This is a genomic window from Serratia sp. KG1D (genome assembly GCF_037150675.1).
GTDB lineage: Bacteria > Pseudomonadota > Gammaproteobacteria > Enterobacterales > Enterobacteriaceae > Serratia > Serratia nematodiphila.
Genome location: NZ_JBAGIH010000004.1, coordinates 481,342 through 501,709 on the forward strand (window position 1 = coordinate 481,342; position 20,368 = coordinate 501,709).

Consider the following 20,368-nt stretch of genomic DNA (forward strand, 5'->3'; position numbering starts at 1 on the left):
TTGCCTGCCAGAATATCAACCCGCTCGCCTTACGGCCGGCGGGTTTTTTTATGCCTACCCTTCCACGAGGATCGCTGCCGTGCCGTTCTCCTGCGCCGGCCGGCCGGCCGTGAGTGATGTGCGGCGGCTCAGCGTTCGAGAATAAAGGCGGGCAGCTTGAGATGCCAACGAATGGCCGCCAGCCGAATGGCCAGGGTAATGAGCATGCCCAGCATCATGGCCTGTTGCAGCGGCATATTGAAGGTGTAAAACGCCGTGGCGTGCACGATGCCGCCGATGATGCAGGCGGTGGCGTAAATTTCGGTGCGCAGGATCATCGGGATCTCGCGCGCCAGCACGTCGCGGATAATGCCGCCGCCGACGCCGGTGATCACCCCCATGCAGATCGCCACCAGCGGGCCGGTGCCGGCCGCGAAGGCCTTGTTGACGCCGATGCCGACGAACACCGCCAGCCCGACGGCGTCCAGCACCGGCAGCACCCACTTCGGCAGGCGGCGCGGCTGGCGCACCAGCAGCAGCGTCAAGACGCAGGTGATCATCGCCACCACCAGATCGGTGGGATCCTTGACCCAGAATACCGGGCCGTTGGCCAGCGCCATGTCGCGGATGGTGCCGCCGCCGACCGCGGTGACCACGCCCAATACCAGCACGCCGAACGGATCCATGCGCAGCTTGCCGGCCAGCAGCACGCCGGAGACGGCGAACACCGCCGTGCCGAGAATATCCAGCCAGAACACCAGCATCAGCGGATCTCCGCCAGCTGGCGGCACAGCTGCTGCGCCGCCAACAGGATGCGCGGCCCGCCGCGATTGAACCAGTCTTCGTTCAGCGCGATCACCGGCACCTGCAGCTGCGGCGCCCAGAAGGCTTTCACATTGGCGGCCTCTTTCGCGCCGCCGGTGATGACGATGGCCTGCGGCTGACGCGCCAGCACCTGCTCGCGGCTGATCTGCGGCCAAGGGGTGCGGCTGTCGGCGAAGACGTTCTGCCCGCCGCACAGCGCCAGCACCTGGCTTTGCAGCGTGGCGCCGGAGCTGGTGAACAGCGGCTGGGTGCCGAACTGCAGCAACACGCGGCGTGGCACGTTAGTGGCGTACTGTTGCTTGAGAGCGGCGAACTGGCGGCGAAGGCCTTCTGCGGCCTGATGCGCCTGGTCCGGGTGCGGGCTGTAGCGCGCCAGCTTGTCCAGCAAGCCGGCGATCCCTTCGAGATTGTCGGCGTCCGCATAGAAGATCGGGATGCCGAACGCGGCGAGCTGATCCAACGCGCGTTGCGGATTGCCGCCGCGCCAGGCGAGGATCAGATCCGGCTTGAGCGCCAGAACCCGCTCCAGATTGATGCCCTGCCAGGAGGCCACCTGCTCCAGCCTGGCGGCCTGCGGCGGGTAATCGGAATAGGCGCTCGCCGCCACCAGCACATCGCCCATGCCGGCGGCATAGGCGAGTTCGGTGGCGTTGGGCGCCAGGCTGATCACCCGCTGCGCGGCGCCGGCCGGCAGGGCCAGCCAGAGCGCCAACAGGCAGAACATCGAGGTGAAGCGCAGTCTCACATCAACCGCGCTTGGCCAGGGTTTGCAGCATGGCGTTGACCATCAGCGTGGACTGCTTGGCCGCTACCACCAGGAACTCGTCAAAGCTCATGTGCGATTCGCTGTCGGCGACGTCGGAAATGGCGCGCACCACCACGAACGGCGTGCCGAACAGATGGCAGACGTGGGCGATCGCCGCGGCTTCCATTTCCACGGCGGCGACGCTCGGGAAGGTGGCGCGGATGCGCGCCAGCGGTTCGGCGCCGTTGATGAAGGCGTCACCGCTGCAGATCAGGCCGCGCACCGCGTGCAGATCCAGCTGTTTGATGCAGCTTTCCGCCAGCGCGATCAGCGCGTCGTCGGCGACGAACGCCGCCGGGCAGCCGGCCATCTGGCCCGGCTCGTAGCCGAAGGCGGTGACGTCGGCGTCGTGGTAGCGCACTTCTTCCGACACCACGATATCGCCCACGCGCAGCGTGCTGGCCAGGCCGCCGGCGGAGCCGGTATTGATCACCACGTCCGGGCTGCAGTGCTCCAGCAGCAGGGTGGTGCCCATAGCCGCAGAGACTTTGCCGATGCCGGATTTCAGCAGGGCCACGTCAACGCCGCCGATCTGGCCGGTGTAGATTTCGCAGCCCGCGCGCTGGATGGTTTGACGGTTTTCGATTTGATCGCGCAGCAGGGTGACTTCCTGCTCCATTGCGCCGATGATGCCTACTTTCATAAATAACACTCGCTGATTGGCCGTGAGAATTGCGGCATAGTCTATCATGGCTGTGTAAGAGAGATAATGCGTTGCATCCGCCGCCGGGAATTGTTATCACGGGGGCAGGGCGCAACGGCGGAGAAACAGATGTCCGGGATCGACTTCAAGCAAAAAATCAGCTTCCAACGGCCTTTCAGCAAACCGATCGAGGCCGAGGAAGAGTACGACATCGTGCGGCAGTTCGAGAGCGATCGCGGGCGCATCGTCAACTCGGCGGCCATTCGCCGTCTGCAGCAAAAAACTCAGGTATTTCCGCTGGAGCGCAACGCGGCGGTGCGCAGCCGCCTGACGCACTCGATGGAGGTGCAGCAGGTCGGGCGCCATATCGCCAAAGAGATCCTCAACCGCTTCAAACAGGCGGGGAAGATCGACGAACTCGGCCTGACCCGGCTGCTCGATCCGTTTGAAAGCATCGTGGAAATGGCCTGCCTGATGCACGACATCGGCAATCCGCCGTTCGGTCACTTCGGCGAATCGGCGATCAATGACTGGTTTGCCCAGCGGCTCGATCCCGCCAGCTGCGGCAGCGAGCCGGGCAGCCACGATCGCTGCCAGGTGGCGACGCTGCGCCTGCATGAAGGGGAGAGCGATCTGAACCGGCTGCGCAGCCGGATCCGTCAGGATCTCAGCCACTTCGAGGGCAACGCCCAGGCGATCCGCATGGTGTACAGCCTGCTCAAGCTCAACCTGACCTACGCGCAGGTCGGCTGCATTTTGAAATACACCCGCCCGGCCTACTGGGCGAGCGACATCCCCGCCAGCCACAGTTATCTGATGAAAAAGCCCGGCTACTATCTGGCGGAAGAGGCCTTCGTCGATCGGCTGCGGCGTGAGCTGCATATGGGCGAGTTCGATCGTTTCCCACTGACCTACATTATGGAGGCCGCCGACGATATCTCGTACTGTGTGGCCGATCTGGAAGACGCGGTGGAGAAGAGCATTTTCACCGTCGAGCAGCTGTATCAGCACCTGATTCAGGAGTGGGGCGAGGTGGCGCCGGGCGATCTGTTCGACAAGACCGTCGCCAGCGCGTTTCGCAAGATCGATCGCGGCGGCGCGCGGCGCAGCGCGGAAGATCAGTTCTTCATGTATCTGCGGGTGTTTACCGTGGCGCGGCTGGTGCCGCACGCGGCGCAGCGCTTTATCGACAATCTGGACGCGGTTTATCAGGGCAGCTTCAATCAGGCGCTGCTGGAGGATTCCAGCCCGGCCTATCGGCTGCTGAAAATATTTAAAAATGTGGCGTTCAAGCATGTGTTCAACCACCCGGAGGTCGAGCAGCTCGAGCTGCAAGGCTACCGGGTGATCAGCGGCCTGCTGGACATTTACAGCCCGCTGTTGGCGATGTCGCTGGCGGACTTCAGCCTGCTGGTGCGTGAGGACAGCCACCGCGCTTACCCGATCGAAACGCGCCTGTTCCACAAGCTGTCCACCAAGCATCGGCTGGCGTATGCGGAGGCGGTAGAAGGGCTGCAGCATTTATCGCCGGAGCAGCAAGCCATTCGGGAATATTATTTCCGCGCGCGTTTATTGCAGGACTATATCAGCGGAATGACCGACCTTTATGCCTATGATGAATATCGTCGATTAATGGCGGCGGAATAATTAAACTGAGGAATAATTATCAGCAATTCCAACCGGTTGGCTGTCTTGATTTTTGTAAAGACGGACAATATTTGTTTACTATTGCCAATCATCTGTGCCGGAACTTCAGGCTATTAATTAACTCTGAATAAGCACGCAAGACGGCCATTCTTTTTTGAACGACTTTATAAGAGACACACAGATGAAAAAAACCGCATTAGTTCTGAGCGCATTGGCATTCAGCATCGGCATGGCGATCGGCCCGGTCACGGCCAGCGCCGCTGAAACCGCCTCTTCCAGCACCCAGCAGTTGCCGAGCCTGGCGCCGATGCTGGAGAAGGTGATGCCTTCCGTGGTGAGCATTAACGTTGAGGGCAGCACCACGGTCAATACGTCGCGCATGCCGCAGCAGTTCCAACAGTTCTTCGGTGAAGATTCGCCGTTCTGCCAGGACGGTTCGCCGTTCCAGGGCTCGCCGATGTGTCAGGGCGGTGAACAGCCTGGGCCGGATGGCCAGCCGCAGGGCACGCAGCAGAAATTCCAGGCGCTGGGCGCCGGGGTGGTCATCGATGCCGCCAAGGGCTATGTGGTGACCAATAACCACGTGGTGGATAACGCCAACAAGATCCAGGTGCAGCTGAGCGACGGCCGCCGTTTCGACGCCAAGGTGATCGGCAAGGATCCGCGTTCCGACATCGCCCTGATCCAGCTGAAAGACTTCAAGAATCTGACGGCGATCAAGATGGCGGACTCCGATCAGCTGCGCGTCGGCGATTACACCGTGGCGATCGGCAACCCGTACGGGCTGGGCGAAACCGCCACCTCAGGCATCGTATCCGCCCTGGGGCGCAGCGGCCTGAACATCGAAAACTACGAGAACTTTATCCAGACCGATGCGGCGATCAACCGCGGCAACTCCGGCGGCGCGCTGGTTAACCTGAACGGCGAGCTGATCGGCATCAACACCGCGATCCTGGCGCCGGACGGCGGCAACATCGGCATCGGCTTCGCCATTCCGAGCAATATGGTGAAAAACCTGACGGCGCAAATGGTCGAGTATGGCCAGGTGAAACGCGGTGAGCTCGGCATTATGGGCACCGAGCTGAACTCGGAGCTGGCCAAGGCGATGAAGGTCGACGCGCAGCGCGGCGCTTTCGTCAGCCAGGTAATGCCGAAATCTTCCGCCGCGAAGGCGGGCATTAAGGCCGGCGACGTGATCGTCACCATGAACGGCAAGGCCATCTCCAGCTTCGCCTCGTTCCGGGCGGAGATCGGCACGCTGCCGGTCGGCAGCAAAATGTCGCTGGGCATTATCCGCGACGGCAAACCGGTGACCATTGACGTCACGCTGGAGCAAAGCGCGCAGACCCAGGTGGCCTCGGGCAATATCTACACCGGCATTGAAGGCGCCGAGCTGAGCAATGCCCAGGTCGGCAACGTGAAAGGCGTCAAGGTCGACAGCGTGAAAGCCGGCAGCGCCGCCGCGCGCATCGGCCTGAAAAAGGGCGATGTGATCCTGGGCGTGAACCAACAGCCGATCCAGAACCTGGGCGAGCTGCGTAAAATCCTCGACAGCAAACCGTCGGTGCTGGCGTTGAATATTCAGCGCGGCGATAGCCAACTGTACCTGCTGGCGCAGTGATAAACGTCAGGCGCTAAAAGCAACAAAGGCACGCTATGGCGTGCCTTTTTGCATTATGGCCTGAGGATTCAGGCCGGTTGCGCCAGATGCGCGCGCGCCGCGTGGATCACCAGTTCAATCTCATCCAACAGCTCCAGCCACTCCGGCTCCAGTTCGTCGTTGGTGATGCCCTGGCGCAGCTGCCGCTCGAGGTAGAAACACAGCTGTTTGAGGCGCGGCACGCCGCTGTAGCTGCAGCTGCCGTGCAGCTTATGGACCAGATCGAGGATTTCGTCGTCGTGTTGCCCCTCGAGCAGCGCCTGCACCCGTTCGCGCACCTGCGGCAGGAAATCGAGCAGCATTTGCAGCAGATCGCGCGCCAGATCCGGCTTATTGGCCGCCTGGCGTAGCGCCAGCGGCCAGTCGAGCGACAGCGGGGCATCGTCGGCGACGGCGCTTTCCACGTCGCCGCTGTGATAGCGCGACAGCACGCGGGTCAGCATTTTCTCGTCGATCGGCTTGGCCAGGTAGTCGTCCATCCCGGCCTGCAACAGGTGCTCGCGTTCGCCGCTGGCGGCATGGGCGGTGACGGCGACAATCGGCGTGGAGTTGTGATGCGGCAACTGGCGGATCAGCTCGCTGGCGTGAATGCCGTCCATCTTCGGCATTTGAATGTCCATCAGGATCAGATCCAGCACGTTGTCGCGTGCCAGCGCCAGCGCTTCCTCGCCGCTCTCGCACAGCAGGGTTTTTTCCACCTGTTCGCCCAGCAGCGTGCCGATCAGCTTCAGGTTGGCCGGGTTGTCGTCGACCGCCATCACCGTCAGCGGCAGGCGTTTACGCTCAGGCTGCGCGGTGAGGCGTGCCGGCGCCTCCATCCGGAGCATCGGGAACAGTCGGGTGCTGGTGATCGGCTTGATCAGGCAGCCGAGCGCGCCTTGTTGTTTCAGCAGCTCGGCATCGATTTGCGCCTGGCACGGCAGCGCCAGAATGACCCTATCGGCCAGCTTCAGCGAGGCCAGCAATTTGTCCTCGTGCTGCGCCATGTTGTCGCGGAACGGGATCGGCACGCCGGCCAGCAGGAAATCATAGTGGCTTGGCGGCAACTGGCCCAGCGTCGGCGAGTGGGTGATCACCAGCTGCGTGACGCTGAGCATGTTGAGCGTCGCCTGCGCCGCCGTCGGGTTGGACTCGATATAGGCCAGCGTTTTGCCGTTCAGATCCGGCAGGCTCGGCGCCAGCGACAGCATGCCCTCATTCAGATCCAGCGTGATATGGAACCAGAAGGTCGAGCCGCGGTTCAACTGGCTGTGGAAGCAGATATCGCCCCCCATCTCTTTCACCAGCTTTTGCGTGATCACCAGCCCCAGCCCGGTGCCGCCATGGCGGCGGGAGATGCTGGCGTCCGCCTGGCGGAATGCCTGGAACAGCTGCGACTGCTGGCGTTCGGAGATGCCGATGCCGGTATCGTGGATCTGCACTTCCACTTCCACCCGGCGATCCAGCTGTTTGCGCAGCTCGACGCGAATGTCGATATTGCCGGTTTCGGTGAATTTGATGGCGTTGCCCAGCAGGTTGGTGATGATCTGCTGCAGGCGCAGCGAGTCGCCGATCACCTGCTCCGGCACGTCGTTGTGCACATCCAGCGTCAGCTCCAGGCCCTTGTCGTGGGCGCTGGGCGCCAGCAGTACCACCACTTCGTCCAGCGTTTCACGCAGGGCGAACGGAATATGCTCCAGCACCAGCTTGCCGGCCTCCAGCTTGGAGAAGTCCAGCACGTCATTGATGATGGTCAGCAGGTTGTTGGCTGAGCGCTCGATGGTCTGCAAATAGTCGGTCTGGGTCGCGCTCAGATCGGTTTTCAGCATCTGGCGGGTGAAGCCGATCACGCCGTTGAGCGGAGTACGCAGCTCATGCGACATGTTGGCCAGAAATTCGGACTTGATGCGCGCCGCCTCCTGCGCACGTTTTTTCGCCAGATCCAGTTCGACGTTCTGGATCTCCATCTGCTCCAGCGTTTCGCGCAGGTCTGACGTGGCCTGATCGATGTTCTGCTGCATCTCTTCGTGATAGGCGGTAAGCGACATCGCCATCGAGTTGATGCCGTTTTTCAGCATGTGCAGCTCGCCGAGCATGTAGCCTTCCACGCGGCTGTCGAGCTGGCCGCGGCGGATGCGGTCGACGGTGTTCACCATATTGCGGATCGGGCCGGTCACGTCGCGCATCAGCCGGTAAGCGAACAGGATGGCGATGCACATGCACAGCAGCAACAGCAGGGTAGAGACAAAGACCTCTTTATATTGCTGCAGCCGCACCGACTGCAGATCCAGCTCGATCGCCACATAGCCCAGGTTGTTGTCGGGATGGCTGCCGCCGTCGGCGGTTTCATCCGGATACTGGCTTTCCGACAGGATCGGCGTGCGCAGGATCAGCGAATCGCCGCGTCGGGTGAGCATCAGATCGGTGGGCAACGGCACGCCTTTCGGCAGCTGCAGCTGAGCGAAGTTGTGATGATAATTGGAGGTGACGAACAGGTTATTCTGCGCATCAAACACGGTGATCGAACGCACGATGTCCGAATGGCGGCGGTGCAACAGGCTGACCAACTGCCTGACCGATTCGCGGCTGCGGAACGTCATGCCGTACTCGCTGGCCACCGCCAGCGGCTCGATGATGCTGGCGCCGGCGTCGACCAGTTGTTCCTGCAGCTCGTTATAGCGGTGCACCACGAAGAAGGTGCTGAGCAGCAAACCAATCAGCAAGGTCGGTGCCAGAATCAGGATCATCATGCGCGCACGCAGGCTGTATTTGGTCATGGGATTCCAATGTGGGAGAATTGACAGCTGACACTAGCTTAATGAACCAGCACACAATCGACAAATATGGCGCAATTCTACTCTCCCAAACGCCGCGTGACGACCCGGCAGAGCTCACAAATCTTCACCGTGACGGTGAGCGATCTCGATCCTTTCGGCCAGGGCGTGGCGCGCCACGACGGCAAAGCGGTGTTCGTACCGGGCGTCTTGCCGGGCGAGCAGGCGGAAATCCAGCTGACCGAAGACAAGCGTCAGTTCGCCAAAGGCAAACTCAAACGCTTGCTGAGCCGCAGCCCGCAGCGGGTAGAACCGCGCTGCCCGCATTTCGGCGTGTGCGGCGGCTGCCAGCAGCAGCACGCGGATGAGGCGCTGCAACAGCAGAGCAAGGCGGCGGCGCTGGTGCGCATGATCGCCCGCGAAACCGGAGTAACCCCGCAACAGGAACCGGTGATCGCCGGCCCGGAATACGGCTATCGCCGCCGCGCCCGCCTGAGCCTGGCATGGCAGCCGAAGCTGCAGCGCCTGATGATGGGCTTTCGGCAGGCGGCCTCCAGCGAGCTGGTGGCGGTGGAGCACTGCCCGGTGCTGCGGCCGGAGCTGGAGCAGCTGCTGGCGCCGGTGCGCGCCTGCCTGAGCGGGCTGCAGGCGGTGCGGCGGCTGGGGCATGTGGAGCTGGTGCTGGCGGATAACGGCCCGCTGCTGGTGCTGCGTCATCTCGACGCGCTGAAAGAGGCGGATCGCCAGGCGCTGTTGGCGTTTGGCGAGCGGGAAAAGGTCGCCGTTTATCTGGCGCCGGACAGCGAACGGGTGGAAAAACTGTGCGGTGAAACGCCGTATTATCAGGTTGACGGGCTACGCTTAGACTTCAGTCCGCGCGACTTTATTCAGGTCAATGACGTCGTAAACCAACAAATGGTGGCGCAGGCCCTTGAATGGCTCGACATTCAACCCAATGATCGGGTGCTGGACCTGTTCTGCGGCATGGGTAATTTCACCCTGCCGCTGGCGCGCCGCGCCGCCGCGGTGGTGGGCATCGAAGGTGTTGCCACGCTGGTAGCGAATGGGCAATATAATGCACATAAGAATAAGCTGAATAATGCGTCGTTCTTCCATGAGAATCTGGAGGACAACGTTGCGCGGCAACCTTGGGCAGCACAAGGGTTTGATAAGGTGATGCTGGATCCCGCCCGCGCCGGTGCGGCCGGGGTGATGTCACACATTGTAAAACTGGCGCCGGCGCGGGTGGTGTATGTTTCCTGTAACCCCACCACGCTGGCTCGCGACAGCAACGTGCTGTTGAACGCCGGTTATCGTCTTGCGCGCGTGCGGATGTTGGATATGTTTCCGCACACGGGGCATCTTGAATCAATGGCGCTGTTTATCAACGAGCGTGCGCCAGAGGTCGCTGCAAAGTAGGGAGAAGTTATGGTTGCGGTAAGAAGTGCACATCTGAATACGGCGGGTGAGTTCGCTCTTGATGAGTGGATCGCCGGCTTGGGGCTACCTAACCCGCAGTCATGTGAGCGATTGGCCGCAACCTGGCGTTATTGTGAGCAGCAGACCCAAAACCATCCTGACGCCTCGCTGCTGCTGTGGCGCGGCCTGGAGATGGTGGAAATTCTCTCGACGCTGAGCATGGACAACGACAGCATGCGCGCCGCGCTGCTGTTCCCGCTGGTGGACGCCGGCATCGTGCAGGAAGAGACCCTGACCGAAGCGTTCGGCAAGGGCATCGTCGCGCTGGTGCACGGCGTGCGTGATATGGACGCCATTCGCCAACTGAAAGCCACCCAAAACGATTCGATGGCCTCCGAACAGGTCGACAACGTGCGCCGCATGCTGTTGGCGATGGTGGAGGATTTCCGCTGCGTGGTCATCAAGCTGGCGGAGCGCATCGCCCACCTGCGTGAGGTGAAAGACGCGCCGGAAGACGAACGCGTGCTGGCGGCGAAAGAGTGTTCCAACATCTACGCCCCGCTGGCCAACCGGCTCGGCATCGGCCAGCTGAAGTGGGAGCTGGAGGATTTCTGCTTCCGCTACCTGCATCCGGAAGAATATAAGCGCATCGCCAAGCTGTTGCATGAGCGCCGCATCGATCGCGAACAGTTCATCGACGATTTCGTCGCCGGGCTGCGCGCCGAGATGGCCAACGAAGGCATTCGGGTGGAGATCTACGGCCGGCCGAAACACATCTACAGCATCTGGCGCAAGATGCAGAAAAAACACCTGGCGTTCGACGAACTGTTCGACGTGCGTGCGGTGCGCATCGTGGCGGAGCGCCTGCAGGATTGCTACGCGGCGTTGGGCATCGTGCATACCCACTTCCGCCATTTGCCGGATGAGTTCGACGACTACGTCGCTAACCCGAAACCGAACGGCTACCAGTCGATCCACACCGTGGTGCTGGGGCCGCGCGGCAAAACCGTAGAGATTCAGATCCGCACGCGCCAAATGCACGAAGACGCCGAACTGGGCGTGGCCGCGCACTGGAAGTACAAAGAGGGCGCAGGCGTGACCGTGCGCTCCGGCTACGAAGAACGCATCGCCTGGCTGCGCAAGCTGATCGCCTGGCAGGAAGAAATGGCGGACTCCGGCGAGATGCTCGACGAAGTGCGCAGCCAGGTGTTCGACGATCGGGTCTATGTATTTACCCCGAAAGGCGATGTGGTGGATCTGCCGGCCGGCTCCACGCCGCTCGATTTCGCCTACCACATTCACAGCGACGTCGGTCACCGCTGTATCGGCGCCAAGATCGGCGGCCGCATCGTGCCGTTTACCTATCAGCTGAAGATGGGCGATCAGATTGAGATCATCACCCAGAAACAGCCGAACCCGAGCCGCGACTGGCTGAACCCAAACCTGGGGTATGTCACCACCAGCCGCGGGCGCTCGAAGATCCACAACTGGTTCCGCAAGCAGGATCGCGACAAGAACATTCTCGCCGGCCGCCAGATGCTGGACAACGAACTGGAACACCTCGGCATCAGCCTGAAAGAGGCCGAAAAGCTGCTGATCCCGCGCTACAACATGAACTCGCTGGACGAGGTATTGGCGGCGATCGGCGGCGGGGACATTCGCCTGAACCAGATGGTGAATTACCTGCAGGGTAAGTTCAACAAGCCGAGCGCCGAAGAACAGGATCGCGAGGCGCTGCGCCAGCTGGTGCAGCAGAAAGCGCCGCCGCCGGCCCGCAACAAGGACAACGGCCGAGTGGTGGTGGAGGGCGTGGGCAACCTGATGCACCACATTGCCCGCTGTTGCCAGCCGATCCCGGGCGACGACATCGTCGGTTTTATCACCCAGGGGCGCGGTATCTCGATCCACCGTGCGGACTGCGATCAACTGGTCGATTTGCAATCGCACGCGCCGGAGCGCATCGTCGATGCGGTATGGGGTGAAAGCTACTCCAGCGGTTATTCGCTGGTGGTGCGCGTGATGGCCAACGATCGCAGCGGGTTGCTGCGCGACATTACCACCATTTTGGCCAACGAAAAGGTCAACGTGCTGGGGGTTGCCAGCCGCAGCGACACCAAGAAACAGTTGGCCACCATCGACATGGATATCGAAATCTACAACCAGCAGGTGCTGAGCCGGGTGCTGGCGAAGCTGAACCAGCTGCCGGACGTGATAGACGCCAAGCGTCTGCACGGCAACTAAGCTCACATCGCCTTTCGGGCCGTATGCGCCATCGATACGGCCCGAGAACCATGCATTCGGTGGGCGCTCCCATGCGCCCTCATTCTTTCTCAGAGATTTTTTATGACCCAATCCACTCCGCTGCAGCGCCTGCTGAACATCATGAAAACGCTGCGCGATCCCCAGGTCGGTTGCTCGTGGGATCGCAAGCAAACTTTCGCCACCATCGCGCCCTACACGCTGGAAGAGACTTACGAAGTGCTGGACGCCATCGAGCGGCAGGACTACGCCGATCTGCGCGACGAACTGGGCGATTTGCTGTTCCAGGTGGTGTTCTACGCCCAGATGGGGCAGGAACAGGGGCTGTTCGATTTCGATGAGGTGTGCACCGCCATCAGCGATAAGCTGGAGCGCCGTCACCCGCACATTTTCGGTGACGCCGAGGGTGGTGGGGACAGCGAAGCCGTGGCCGCGCGCTGGGAGCAGCTCAAGGCCGGCGAGCGCGCCGAAAAAGCGCTGCACTCGGTGCTGGACGACATTCCGCAGGCGTTGCCGGCGCTGATGAAGGCGCACAAAATCCAAAAACGCTGCGCCTCGGTCGGTTTCGACTGGAACACCCTGGGGCCGGTGCTGGACAAAGTGTACGAAGAGATCGATGAAGTGATGCACGAAGCCCGCCAGGCGGTGGTCGATGAGAGCAAGCTGGAAGAGGAGATCGGCGATCTGCTGTTCGCCACGGTGAACCTGTCGCGCCATCTGGGGCACAAAGCGGAGAACGCGCTGCAGGCGGCGAACCGCAAGTTCGAGCGCCGCTTCCGCCAGGTGGAAGCGATCGTCCAGCAACGCGGGCTGCGGCTTGAAGACGCCACGCTGGAGCAGATGGAAGACGCCTGGCAGCAGGTGAAGAAATCTGAAATCTGATGCGCTTCCGGCGTTCATGGCGCCGGGGTGAACATGAAGGACGTTCCACGCAGACAAGGGAAGGTGGCGTCATGATCAAGAGGCTAATGCTTTTAGCCTGTTTTTTCCCCGGTTTCAGCTCGGCGTCTCCTCCTGCTGATGTTGGGCGGCTGCGGTATGATGAGCGCAGGCTGCCATTAGTCGATGTGCAGATCGATAACCGGTTACACACGCTCATGCTGGATACCGGCAGCGCAGAAGGGATACACCTTTATCAACACGATCTGGAGCGTCTGGTCGCGCAACCGAGTCTGAAGGCGGTGCAGCTGGCGCCTCGGCGGCTGAGAGATCTCTCTGGCGGTGAAAATCAGGTGTCTGCCTGGCGGATTAGTCGGCTGTTTATTGGCAATATCCCGTTTAACGACGTCGAAGCGGTGAGTTTTAAGCCCTGGGGACTCAGCCTGGGAAACGAGGTGCCGGTAAGTGAAGTGATGGGGCTTGGGTTGTTCCGCGATCGAAAGGTGCTGATGGATTTCGAAAACGACCGCTTGCAAATGTTGACTCATCTGCCTTCAGACATTGCAATATGGGCTTCATATCCATTCGAACAGACCGATGAGGGGCTGAGCGTGACGGCCTTCGTTGGCAATAAACCGTTGCGCCTGATTGTTGATACCGGCGCCAGCCATTCTCTTTTGTTTGCCGCAGGCTTGCCGGCTGGCCTCTTGTTTTCCGGCTGTCGTTCCATTGAGCCTGAGGCCGAGAACCTGGATTGCCGAGTGACCAGATTCACCTTGACCGATCGCCGGGGCCGGCGTCACAACGATTTGGCCATCGTTACCGAAGGTCCAACGTCTGAGGCGCTGGGTTTTGATGGTCTGCTGGGAATGGGCTTTATGCGGGGTCATCGTGTGATTGTTGATATGCCTGAACGCATGCTCTACATCAGTCGTTAACCCGATGCGCTTCGATCCCAGGCTAATCGGGTTTAGGGAAGCTGAACTGCCGCTACAATGTTGATCGACGACAAGGTTCACTCAAGCTGAAACGGTTAAGCTTGCGGTCAGGTCACAGGCGCAGGGCTGCCGTCGGCAGCAAAAGGCCAACAAACTGAAATCTAAGGTGTTTTATCGCTCCTGAGGGGCGGTAAAAAGAAATTTTCTCCGCTAACTCTTTGTATTTCCTGGAGGGTTTTGGGCGCGCCGGCGGAGTAAACCCTGATGAACACGGGAGGGCGGCCGAGATGATGGACAGCAAAACGATCGTTTGTAGGTCAGGAGAGGTTCGGGTATACTACTTTCCCGTCCTGGTTCTTCCATCGTCTTTAAACCTAAACTCTCAGGTTCAGCATGACAACTAATTATATTTTTGTGACCGGCGGGGTCGTATCCTCTCTGGGTAAAGGCATTGCCGCAGCCTCTCTGGCGGCTATTCTTGAAGCCCGTGGCCTCAACGTTACCATCATGAAACTGGACCCGTACATCAACGTGGATCCGGGCACCATGAGCCCGATTCAGCATGGGGAAGTTTTCGTCACCGAAGACGGCGCAGAAACCGATCTGGATTTGGGTCACTACGAGCGCTTCATCCGCACCAAGATGTCGCGTCGCAACAACTTCACCACCGGCCGCATCTACTCCGACGTGCTGCGTAAAGAACGCCGCGGCGACTATCTGGGCGCGACCGTGCAGGTCATTCCACACATCACCAACGCGATCAAAGAGCGCATCATCGAAGGCGGCGAAGGCCACGATGTGGTGCTGGTGGAAATCGGCGGCACCGTCGGCGATATCGAATCGCTGCCGTTCCTCGAAGCCATCCGTCAGATGGCGGTGGAAGTGGGCCGCGAGCACACGCTGTACATGCACCTGACGCTGGTGCCGTACATGGCGGCGGCGGGCGAAGTGAAAACCAAGCCGACCCAGCATTCCGTAAAAGAGCTGCTTTCCATCGGTATTCAGCCTGATGTGCTGATTTGCCGTTCCGATCGCGCGGTTCCTGCTAACGAACGCGCTAAAATCGCGCTTTTCTGCAACGTGCCGGAAAAAGCGGTTATCTCTCTGAAAGACGTTGATTCTATTTATAAAATCCCAGGCCTATTGAAATCTCAGGGGCTGGACGATTATATTTGTAAACGATTCAGCCTGAACGCGCCGGAAGCCAACCTGGCCGAATGGGAACAGGTGATTTACGAAGAAGCCAATCCGGGCGGCGAAGTGACCATCGGTATGGTCGGCAAATACGTTGAGCTGCCGGACGCTTACAAGTCGGTGATCGAAGCGCTGAAGCACGGCGGGCTGAAAAACCGTCTGACCGTGAACATCAAGCTGATCGACTCGCAGGACGTGGAAACCCGCGGCGTGGAAGTGCTGAAAGGGCTGGATGCGATCCTGATCCCGGGCGGCTTCGGTTACCGCGGCGTGGAAGGCAAAGTGATGACCGCGCGCTATGCCCGCGAGAACAACATTCCTTACCTGGGCATTTGCCTGGGCATGCAGGTGGCGTTGATGGAGTTCGCTCGCAACGTGGCCGGCATGGAGAACGCCAACTCCACCGAGTTTATGCCAGACTGTAAGTACCCGGTGGTGGCGTTGATCACCGAATGGCGCGATGAAGACGGCAACGTCGAAGTGCGCAGCGAAGAAAGCGATTTGGGCGGCACGATGCGCGTAGGTGGCCAACAGTGCAACCTGAGCGACAACAGCCTGGTGCGCCAGCTGTACGGCGAACCGACCATTGTCGAGCGTCACCGTCACCGTTACGAAGTTAACAACATGCTGTTGAAGCAGATCGAAGCCGCAGGGCTGCGTGTCGCCGGTCGTTCCGCCGACAACAAGCTGGTTGAGATCATTGAACTGCCGAATCACCCGTGGTTTGTAGCCTGCCAGTTCCACCCGGAATTTACGTCTACGCCGCGTGATGGGCATCCGCTGTTCGCCGGCTTCGTGAAAGCCGCTGGCGAGCATCAGAAGCGCCAGGTGAAATAACATATTTGGTAGGCGGCGCGCGGTGAGAACCGCGCGCTGTTTGTCTGGAGTTTTAGTTTAACTTGTACTGAGGAAAACCTAATGTCCAAAATCGTTAAAGTCATCGGTCGTGAAATCATCGACTCCCGCGGTAACCCGACTGTTGAAGCCGAAGTTCATCTGGAAGGCGGTTTCGTCGGCCTGGCTGCTGCGCCGTCAGGTGCTTCTACCGGTTCCCGCGAAGCGCTGGAACTGCGTGACGGTGACAAGTCTCGTTTCCTGGGTAAAGGCGTACTGAAAGCCGTTGCTGCAGTAAACGGTCCGATTGCTCAGGCAGTACTGGGTAAAGATGCCAAAGACCAGGCGAACATCGACAAGATCATGATCGAGCTGGACGGCACCGAGAACAAATCCAACTTCGGCGCCAACGCCATTCTGGCGGTTTCCCTGGCAGCAGCGAAAGCGGCCGCAGCCTCTAAAGGCATGCCGCTGTACGAGCACATCGCTGAACTGAACGGCACCCCAGGCAAATTCTCCATGCCACTGCCGATGATGAACATCATCAACGGCGGCGAGCACGCTGACAACAACGTCGACATTCAGGAATTCATGATTCAGCCGGTTGGCGCGAAGACCCTGAAAGAAGCGGTGCGCATCGGTTCTGAAGTGTTCCACCACCTGGCGAAAGTTCTGAAAGCCAAAGGCATGAACACCGCCGTGGGCGACGAAGGCGGCTATGCGCCAAACCTGGGTTCCAACGCCGAAGCGCTGGCGGTTATCGCTGAAGCGGTAAAAGCGGCGGGCTACGAGCTGGGCAAAGACGTCACTCTGGCGATGGACTGCGCGGCTTCCGAATTCTACAAAGACGGTAAATACGTGCTGGCCGGCGAAGGTAACAAAGCCTTCACTTCCGAAGAGTTCACTCACTTCCTGGAAGAGCTGACCAAACAGTACCCAATCGTGTCTATCGAAGACGGCCTGGATGAATCCGACTGGGCGGGCTTCGCTTACCAGACCAAAGTACTGGGCGACAAAATCCAGCTGGTTGGCGACGATCTGTTCGTGACCAACACCAAGATCCTGAAAGAAGGCATCGAGAAAGGCATCGCTAACTCCATCCTGATCAAGTTCAACCAGATCGGTTCTCTGACCGAAACCCTGGCAGCTATCAAGATGGCGAAAGACGCCGGTTACACTGCGGTGATCTCTCACCGTTCCGGTGAAACCGAAGACGCGACCATCGCTGACCTGGCGGTAGGGACTGCGGCTGGTCAGATCAAAACCGGTTCCATGAGCCGTTCTGACCGCGTTGCCAAGTACAACCAACTGATCCGTATCGAAGAAGCGCTGGGTGACCGTGCGCCGTTCAACGGCCTGAAAGAAGTTAAAGGCCAGTAAGTTCGACCGATTCGGTTGCTAAATAAAAACCCGCTGCGGCGGGTTTTTTTATGTTTTAAATTCGTGATGATTGTCAGTTTAATAATAAGTTTTTCATTGAAAGCGTGGTTTTGTTTAACCCGATAATTTCATTAAAGATAGTAAACGCGATTATTTTATATTCCCATTTTGTTTGCTTTATAACTATTCGTTACTAGACTGCCAATAAGGCAGTTTATTTTCGCCGTTCTGCCGTGGACCTTCATCATCACCATACCTTAATACTGCCGGCTTGCTGGCCGGTTGAGCGAGGGCTTGATGCGACAACGAATCATCATTGTCGGCGGTGGAACCGGCGGCACCATCCTGGCCAATTTATTGGCCGCAAAATTACACCGGGAAATTATTAATAATAAAGTCGAGTTATTAATGATATCGGATTCACCGCTGCATTATTACAAACCGGCGTTTATGTATGTGGCATTCAATTCTTTTTTCAAGCAAGAGCTCACGCGCTCACAGCGGAGTTTATTGCGGCCAGAAATACAGTTTATTATTGATAAAGCGGAATCTTTCGATTTAAAACAGCGAAGTATAGCGACGCAAAGCGGTAAATTTTATTCCTATGATTTTCTGGTTTTCGCCACCGGCTGCGTACCCTGGCCAGAGCGCATCGAAGGATTGGCGCAGGCGGGCGATCATTTTTACCAGTATCAGGCCGCCAGGCGGTTAGCGCATAAATTGGCGACGATCGAGAAAGGCCGCATTTTCATCACCGTGTCCTTCCCTGAAACGCCCAACGTGCCCCACCAGTGCGGTATCGCCCCGATCGAAACCACCCTGATGCTGGATGACTACCTGCGGCGGCGCGGCGTGCGCAAGGCGGTAGAGATTGTGTACACCTATCCGACCATTTCTCAACTCTTGCGTAACTGCCTGTTTTTACAGCGCCCGACAGGCGAAGCGCTACCCGCCATTTTTGCCGCACGTGACATTCTCCACCAGCGTGGGTTTACCCTCAGCCGGGTAGACGCCCAACGTAACATCGCCTATTCCGCTGAGGGGGAAGAGCAGCCGTTCGACATTCTGATGGCAACGCCGCCGATTCGCGCAGTCGAGGCGGTGCGCAATACCGGGTTGAGCGAGAGTCAAAACGGTGAAGGCTGGCTGCCGACCGATCATCAAACGCTGCAGGTCTACGGCCAACAGGGCGTGTATGTCATAGGCGATACCGTGGATTTGCCGGTCAGCAAGGCCGGCGGCTCTTGCCATAATCAGGCGCCGGTCATTGCCGACAACATCGTGGCGGAAATGCGGCTGGGCCAAACCGTGAGCCATTATGACGGCAAGGTGCAGGCGGTCGCGCAAATGGGGCTGAATGCCGGCATGCCGCTGGTGTACGACTACCGTCACGACGTGCTGCCGACGCCCGCCACCAAGGTGGGCGGCATGCTGCGCAATGGGTTTAACCGCGGCCTTTACTGGGCCACGGTAAGGGGGATGCTATGACGGGAAGCACGGTGCATGCGGCTGACCTGCAATCATTGGCGGCGTTGCTCGAGAAACTGCAGCCGCTACTGGCGGGTGGCCGGTTGGATAACGTGGTCGATCTGTTGTCGCTGCTGTCGGACGTGGTGGATATTGCCGACAACGCGCTGATGGAGAAACTGGCCGGCGTCTTTGAAGGTTTGGTGACCCTCGGCTGGGAAGGCGGAACGGCGCTGCAGATGGCGCACAGCGAGCTGCAGTTGAATCCTCCACCGGCCAGTTTTCGCGCGCTGTACGCCTTGCTGAAGCAGCCGGATACCCTGCTGGGGTTAACGCTGCTGCTGCGTACTTTACAAATCATCGGCCAGCGCACGCGAGACAGCGCGTTGCCGTCAGCCCTGTCAGATGAATCGTCGAATTAAGCTTCACCCACTCAGGTAAGGAGTTGTGTTATGTCCGCTACAGCAGTTGGCCACGACTTTGCCACCCGGGCTATTCATTACGGCTACGATCCTCAGCGGTATCAGGGGGCACTGTCTCCGCCGGTGTTTATGAGCTCTACGTTTGCTTTTCCCACGGCGGAATACGGCGGCGCCTGCTTTGCCGGCACCGAGCCGGGGTACTTTTATTCGCGTATCTCCAACCCGACGTTAAACCTGCTCGAGCAACGCATCGCCAACCTGGAGGAAGGGGAAGCTGCGGTGGCGTTCGCTTCCGGTATGGGGGCGATCACCGCGTGTTGTTGGACGCTGCTCAGACCGGGTGATGAGCTGATTGTCGACGAAACCGTCTATGGTTGCACCTTCAGCTACTTTCATCATGGTCTGGCGCGCTTTGGCGTCAAGATAACCCACGTTGATCTGACCCGGCCGGAGCGGTTGGCGGCGGCCATTGGACCGCGTACCCGCCTGGTGTATTGCGAAACGCCGGCCAATCCCAATATGCGTTTGATCGATATCGCCGCCGTGGCGGAGATTGCCCATCGGCATCAGGCGCTGTTGCTGGTGGACAACACCTACTGTACGCCCTATCTGCAGCGGCCTTTGGCGCTAGGCGCCGATATCGTGGTGCACTCGGCGACCAAGTACCTCGGCGGGCACGGCGATCTCCTGGCCGGGATCGCGGTGACGCGTCAGGCCTTGGCCGAGGCGATCCGTCTGGAGGGGCTAAAGGACATGAATGGGGCGGTACTGTCGGCGCAGGATGCCGCGCTGGTGCTGCGTGGGATGAAAACTTTGCCGCTGCGCATGGATCGTCATTGCGATAATGCGCAGCGCCTGGCGGAGATGCTGACGGAGCATCCGGCGGTCGAGCGGGTATATTACCCCGGCCTGGCGAACTTCCCTCAGCATGCGTTGGCGCAGCGGCAAATGGCGCGCCCCGGCGGCATGCTGGCGTTTGAGCTGCGGGGTGGCCTGTGTGCAGGCATTCGCTTCCTCAATGCGCTGCAGCTCATCTTGCGCGCGGTCAGCCTGGGCGATTGCGAAAGCCTGGCGCAACACCCGGCCAGCATGACGCACTCGGCCTACACGCCTGAAGAGCGGAAACGGCACCACATCAGCGAGGGGCTGGTGCGGCTGTCCGCCGGGCTGGAGGCGTTTGACGATCTGCAGGCGGATATCCTGCAGGCGCTGGCGCAGGCGCAATAAAAAAACCCGCCGCAGCGGGTTTTGGCCGAAGCGAGCG

General features: G+C 59.8%; 15 protein-coding genes. 11 read left to right on the plus strand and 4 right to left on the minus strand.

Features of this window, described 5'->3' with window-relative positions; genetic code table 11:
- Positions 1-128 precede the first annotated feature (128 nt).
- From WFM45_RS20360 to mtnN, 3 genes are read right to left on the minus strand one after another with little or no spacing between them, the layout of a single operon-like run.
- Positions 129-743 carry a TRIC cation channel family protein gene (locus tag WFM45_RS20360; protein WP_015376663.1) on the minus strand — a complete coding sequence of 205 codons (615 nt, stop codon included), beginning with the start codon at positions 741-743 and terminating at the stop codon, positions 129-131.
- Positions 743-1,528, minus strand: a complete 786-nt coding sequence (btuF, locus tag WFM45_RS20365; RefSeq protein ID WP_085337561.1) for a vitamin B12 ABC transporter substrate-binding protein BtuF — start codon at positions 1,526-1,528, stop codon at positions 743-745. The genes WFM45_RS20360 and btuF overlap by 1 nt, the downstream gene beginning before the upstream one ends.
- 22 nt (positions 1,529-1,550) lie before the next feature.
- Positions 1,551-2,252: a 5'-methylthioadenosine/S-adenosylhomocysteine nucleosidase gene (gene mtnN / locus WFM45_RS20370; protein ID WP_015376665.1), complete on the minus strand. Its 702-nt coding sequence runs from the start codon at positions 2,250-2,252 to the stop codon at positions 1,551-1,553.
- Positions 2,253-2,381: 129 nt separating this feature from the next.
- On the opposite strand from mtnN, the gene dgt reads away from it, so the two are divergent.
- Positions 2,382-3,899, plus strand: a complete 1,518-nt coding sequence (dgt, locus tag WFM45_RS20375; RefSeq protein WP_044029676.1) for a dGTPase — start codon at positions 2,382-2,384, stop codon at positions 3,897-3,899.
- A 181-nt stretch (positions 3,900-4,080) separates the two neighbouring features.
- Positions 4,081-5,520 carry a serine endoprotease DegP gene (degP, locus tag WFM45_RS20380; RefSeq protein ID WP_336957059.1) on the plus strand — a complete coding sequence of 480 codons (1,440 nt, stop codon included), beginning with the start codon at positions 4,081-4,083 and terminating at the stop codon, positions 5,518-5,520.
- A gap of 68 nt (positions 5,521-5,588) precedes the next feature.
- Here degP and barA read toward each other — a convergent pair whose 3' ends face one another.
- Positions 5,589-8,315 carry a two-component sensor histidine kinase BarA gene (barA, locus tag WFM45_RS20385; protein WP_033631801.1) on the minus strand — a complete coding sequence of 909 codons (2,727 nt, stop codon included), beginning with the start codon at positions 8,313-8,315 and terminating at the stop codon, positions 5,589-5,591.
- A gap of 66 nt (positions 8,316-8,381) precedes the next feature.
- On the opposite strand from barA, the gene rlmD reads away from it, so the two are divergent.
- From rlmD to WFM45_RS20430, 9 genes are all read left to right on the plus strand, one after another.
- Positions 8,382-9,731, plus strand: coding sequence for a 23S rRNA (uracil(1939)-C(5))-methyltransferase RlmD (gene rlmD / locus WFM45_RS20390; protein ID WP_044029673.1), 1,350 nt, complete (start codon positions 8,382-8,384; stop codon positions 9,729-9,731).
- Between the two features lie 9 nt (positions 9,732-9,740).
- Positions 9,741-11,972 (plus strand): GTP diphosphokinase, encoded by a 2,232-nt coding sequence (relA, locus tag WFM45_RS20395; RefSeq protein ID WP_004932686.1) that lies wholly within the window; start codon positions 9,741-9,743, stop codon positions 11,970-11,972.
- A gap of 102 nt (positions 11,973-12,074) precedes the next feature.
- Positions 12,075-12,872: a nucleoside triphosphate pyrophosphohydrolase gene (gene mazG, locus WFM45_RS20400; RefSeq protein ID WP_099982109.1), complete on the plus strand. Its 798-nt coding sequence runs from the start codon at positions 12,075-12,077 to the stop codon at positions 12,870-12,872.
- A gap of 71 nt (positions 12,873-12,943) precedes the next feature.
- Positions 12,944-13,807, plus strand: a complete 864-nt coding sequence (locus WFM45_RS20405) for a hypothetical protein (RefSeq protein ID WP_336957064.1) — start codon at positions 12,944-12,946, stop codon at positions 13,805-13,807.
- Positions 13,808-14,200: 393 nt separating this feature from the next.
- Positions 14,201-15,838 carry a glutamine hydrolyzing CTP synthase gene (pyrG, locus tag WFM45_RS20410; protein ID WP_004932674.1) on the plus strand — a complete coding sequence of 546 codons (1,638 nt, stop codon included), beginning with the start codon at positions 14,201-14,203 and terminating at the stop codon, positions 15,836-15,838.
- 81 nt (positions 15,839-15,919) lie between these two features.
- Positions 15,920-17,215: a phosphopyruvate hydratase gene (gene eno / locus WFM45_RS20415; RefSeq protein WP_004932670.1), complete on the plus strand. Its 1,296-nt coding sequence runs from the start codon at positions 15,920-15,922 to the stop codon at positions 17,213-17,215.
- A gap of 297 nt (positions 17,216-17,512) precedes the next feature.
- Positions 17,513-18,703, plus strand: coding sequence for an NAD(P)/FAD-dependent oxidoreductase (locus WFM45_RS20420; RefSeq protein WP_135637784.1), 1,191 nt, complete (start codon positions 17,513-17,515; stop codon positions 18,701-18,703).
- Positions 18,700-19,104: a hypothetical protein gene (locus WFM45_RS20425; RefSeq protein ID WP_336957066.1), complete on the plus strand. Its 405-nt coding sequence runs from the start codon at positions 18,700-18,702 to the stop codon at positions 19,102-19,104. The genes WFM45_RS20420 and WFM45_RS20425 overlap by 4 nt, the downstream gene beginning before the upstream one ends.
- 30 nt (positions 19,105-19,134) lie before the next feature.
- On the plus strand, positions 19,135-20,331 hold the full coding sequence (locus WFM45_RS20430) for a methionine gamma-lyase (protein WP_336957068.1): 1,197 nt from the start codon (positions 19,135-19,137) through the stop codon (positions 20,329-20,331).
- Positions 20,332-20,368: the final 37 nt, after the last annotated feature.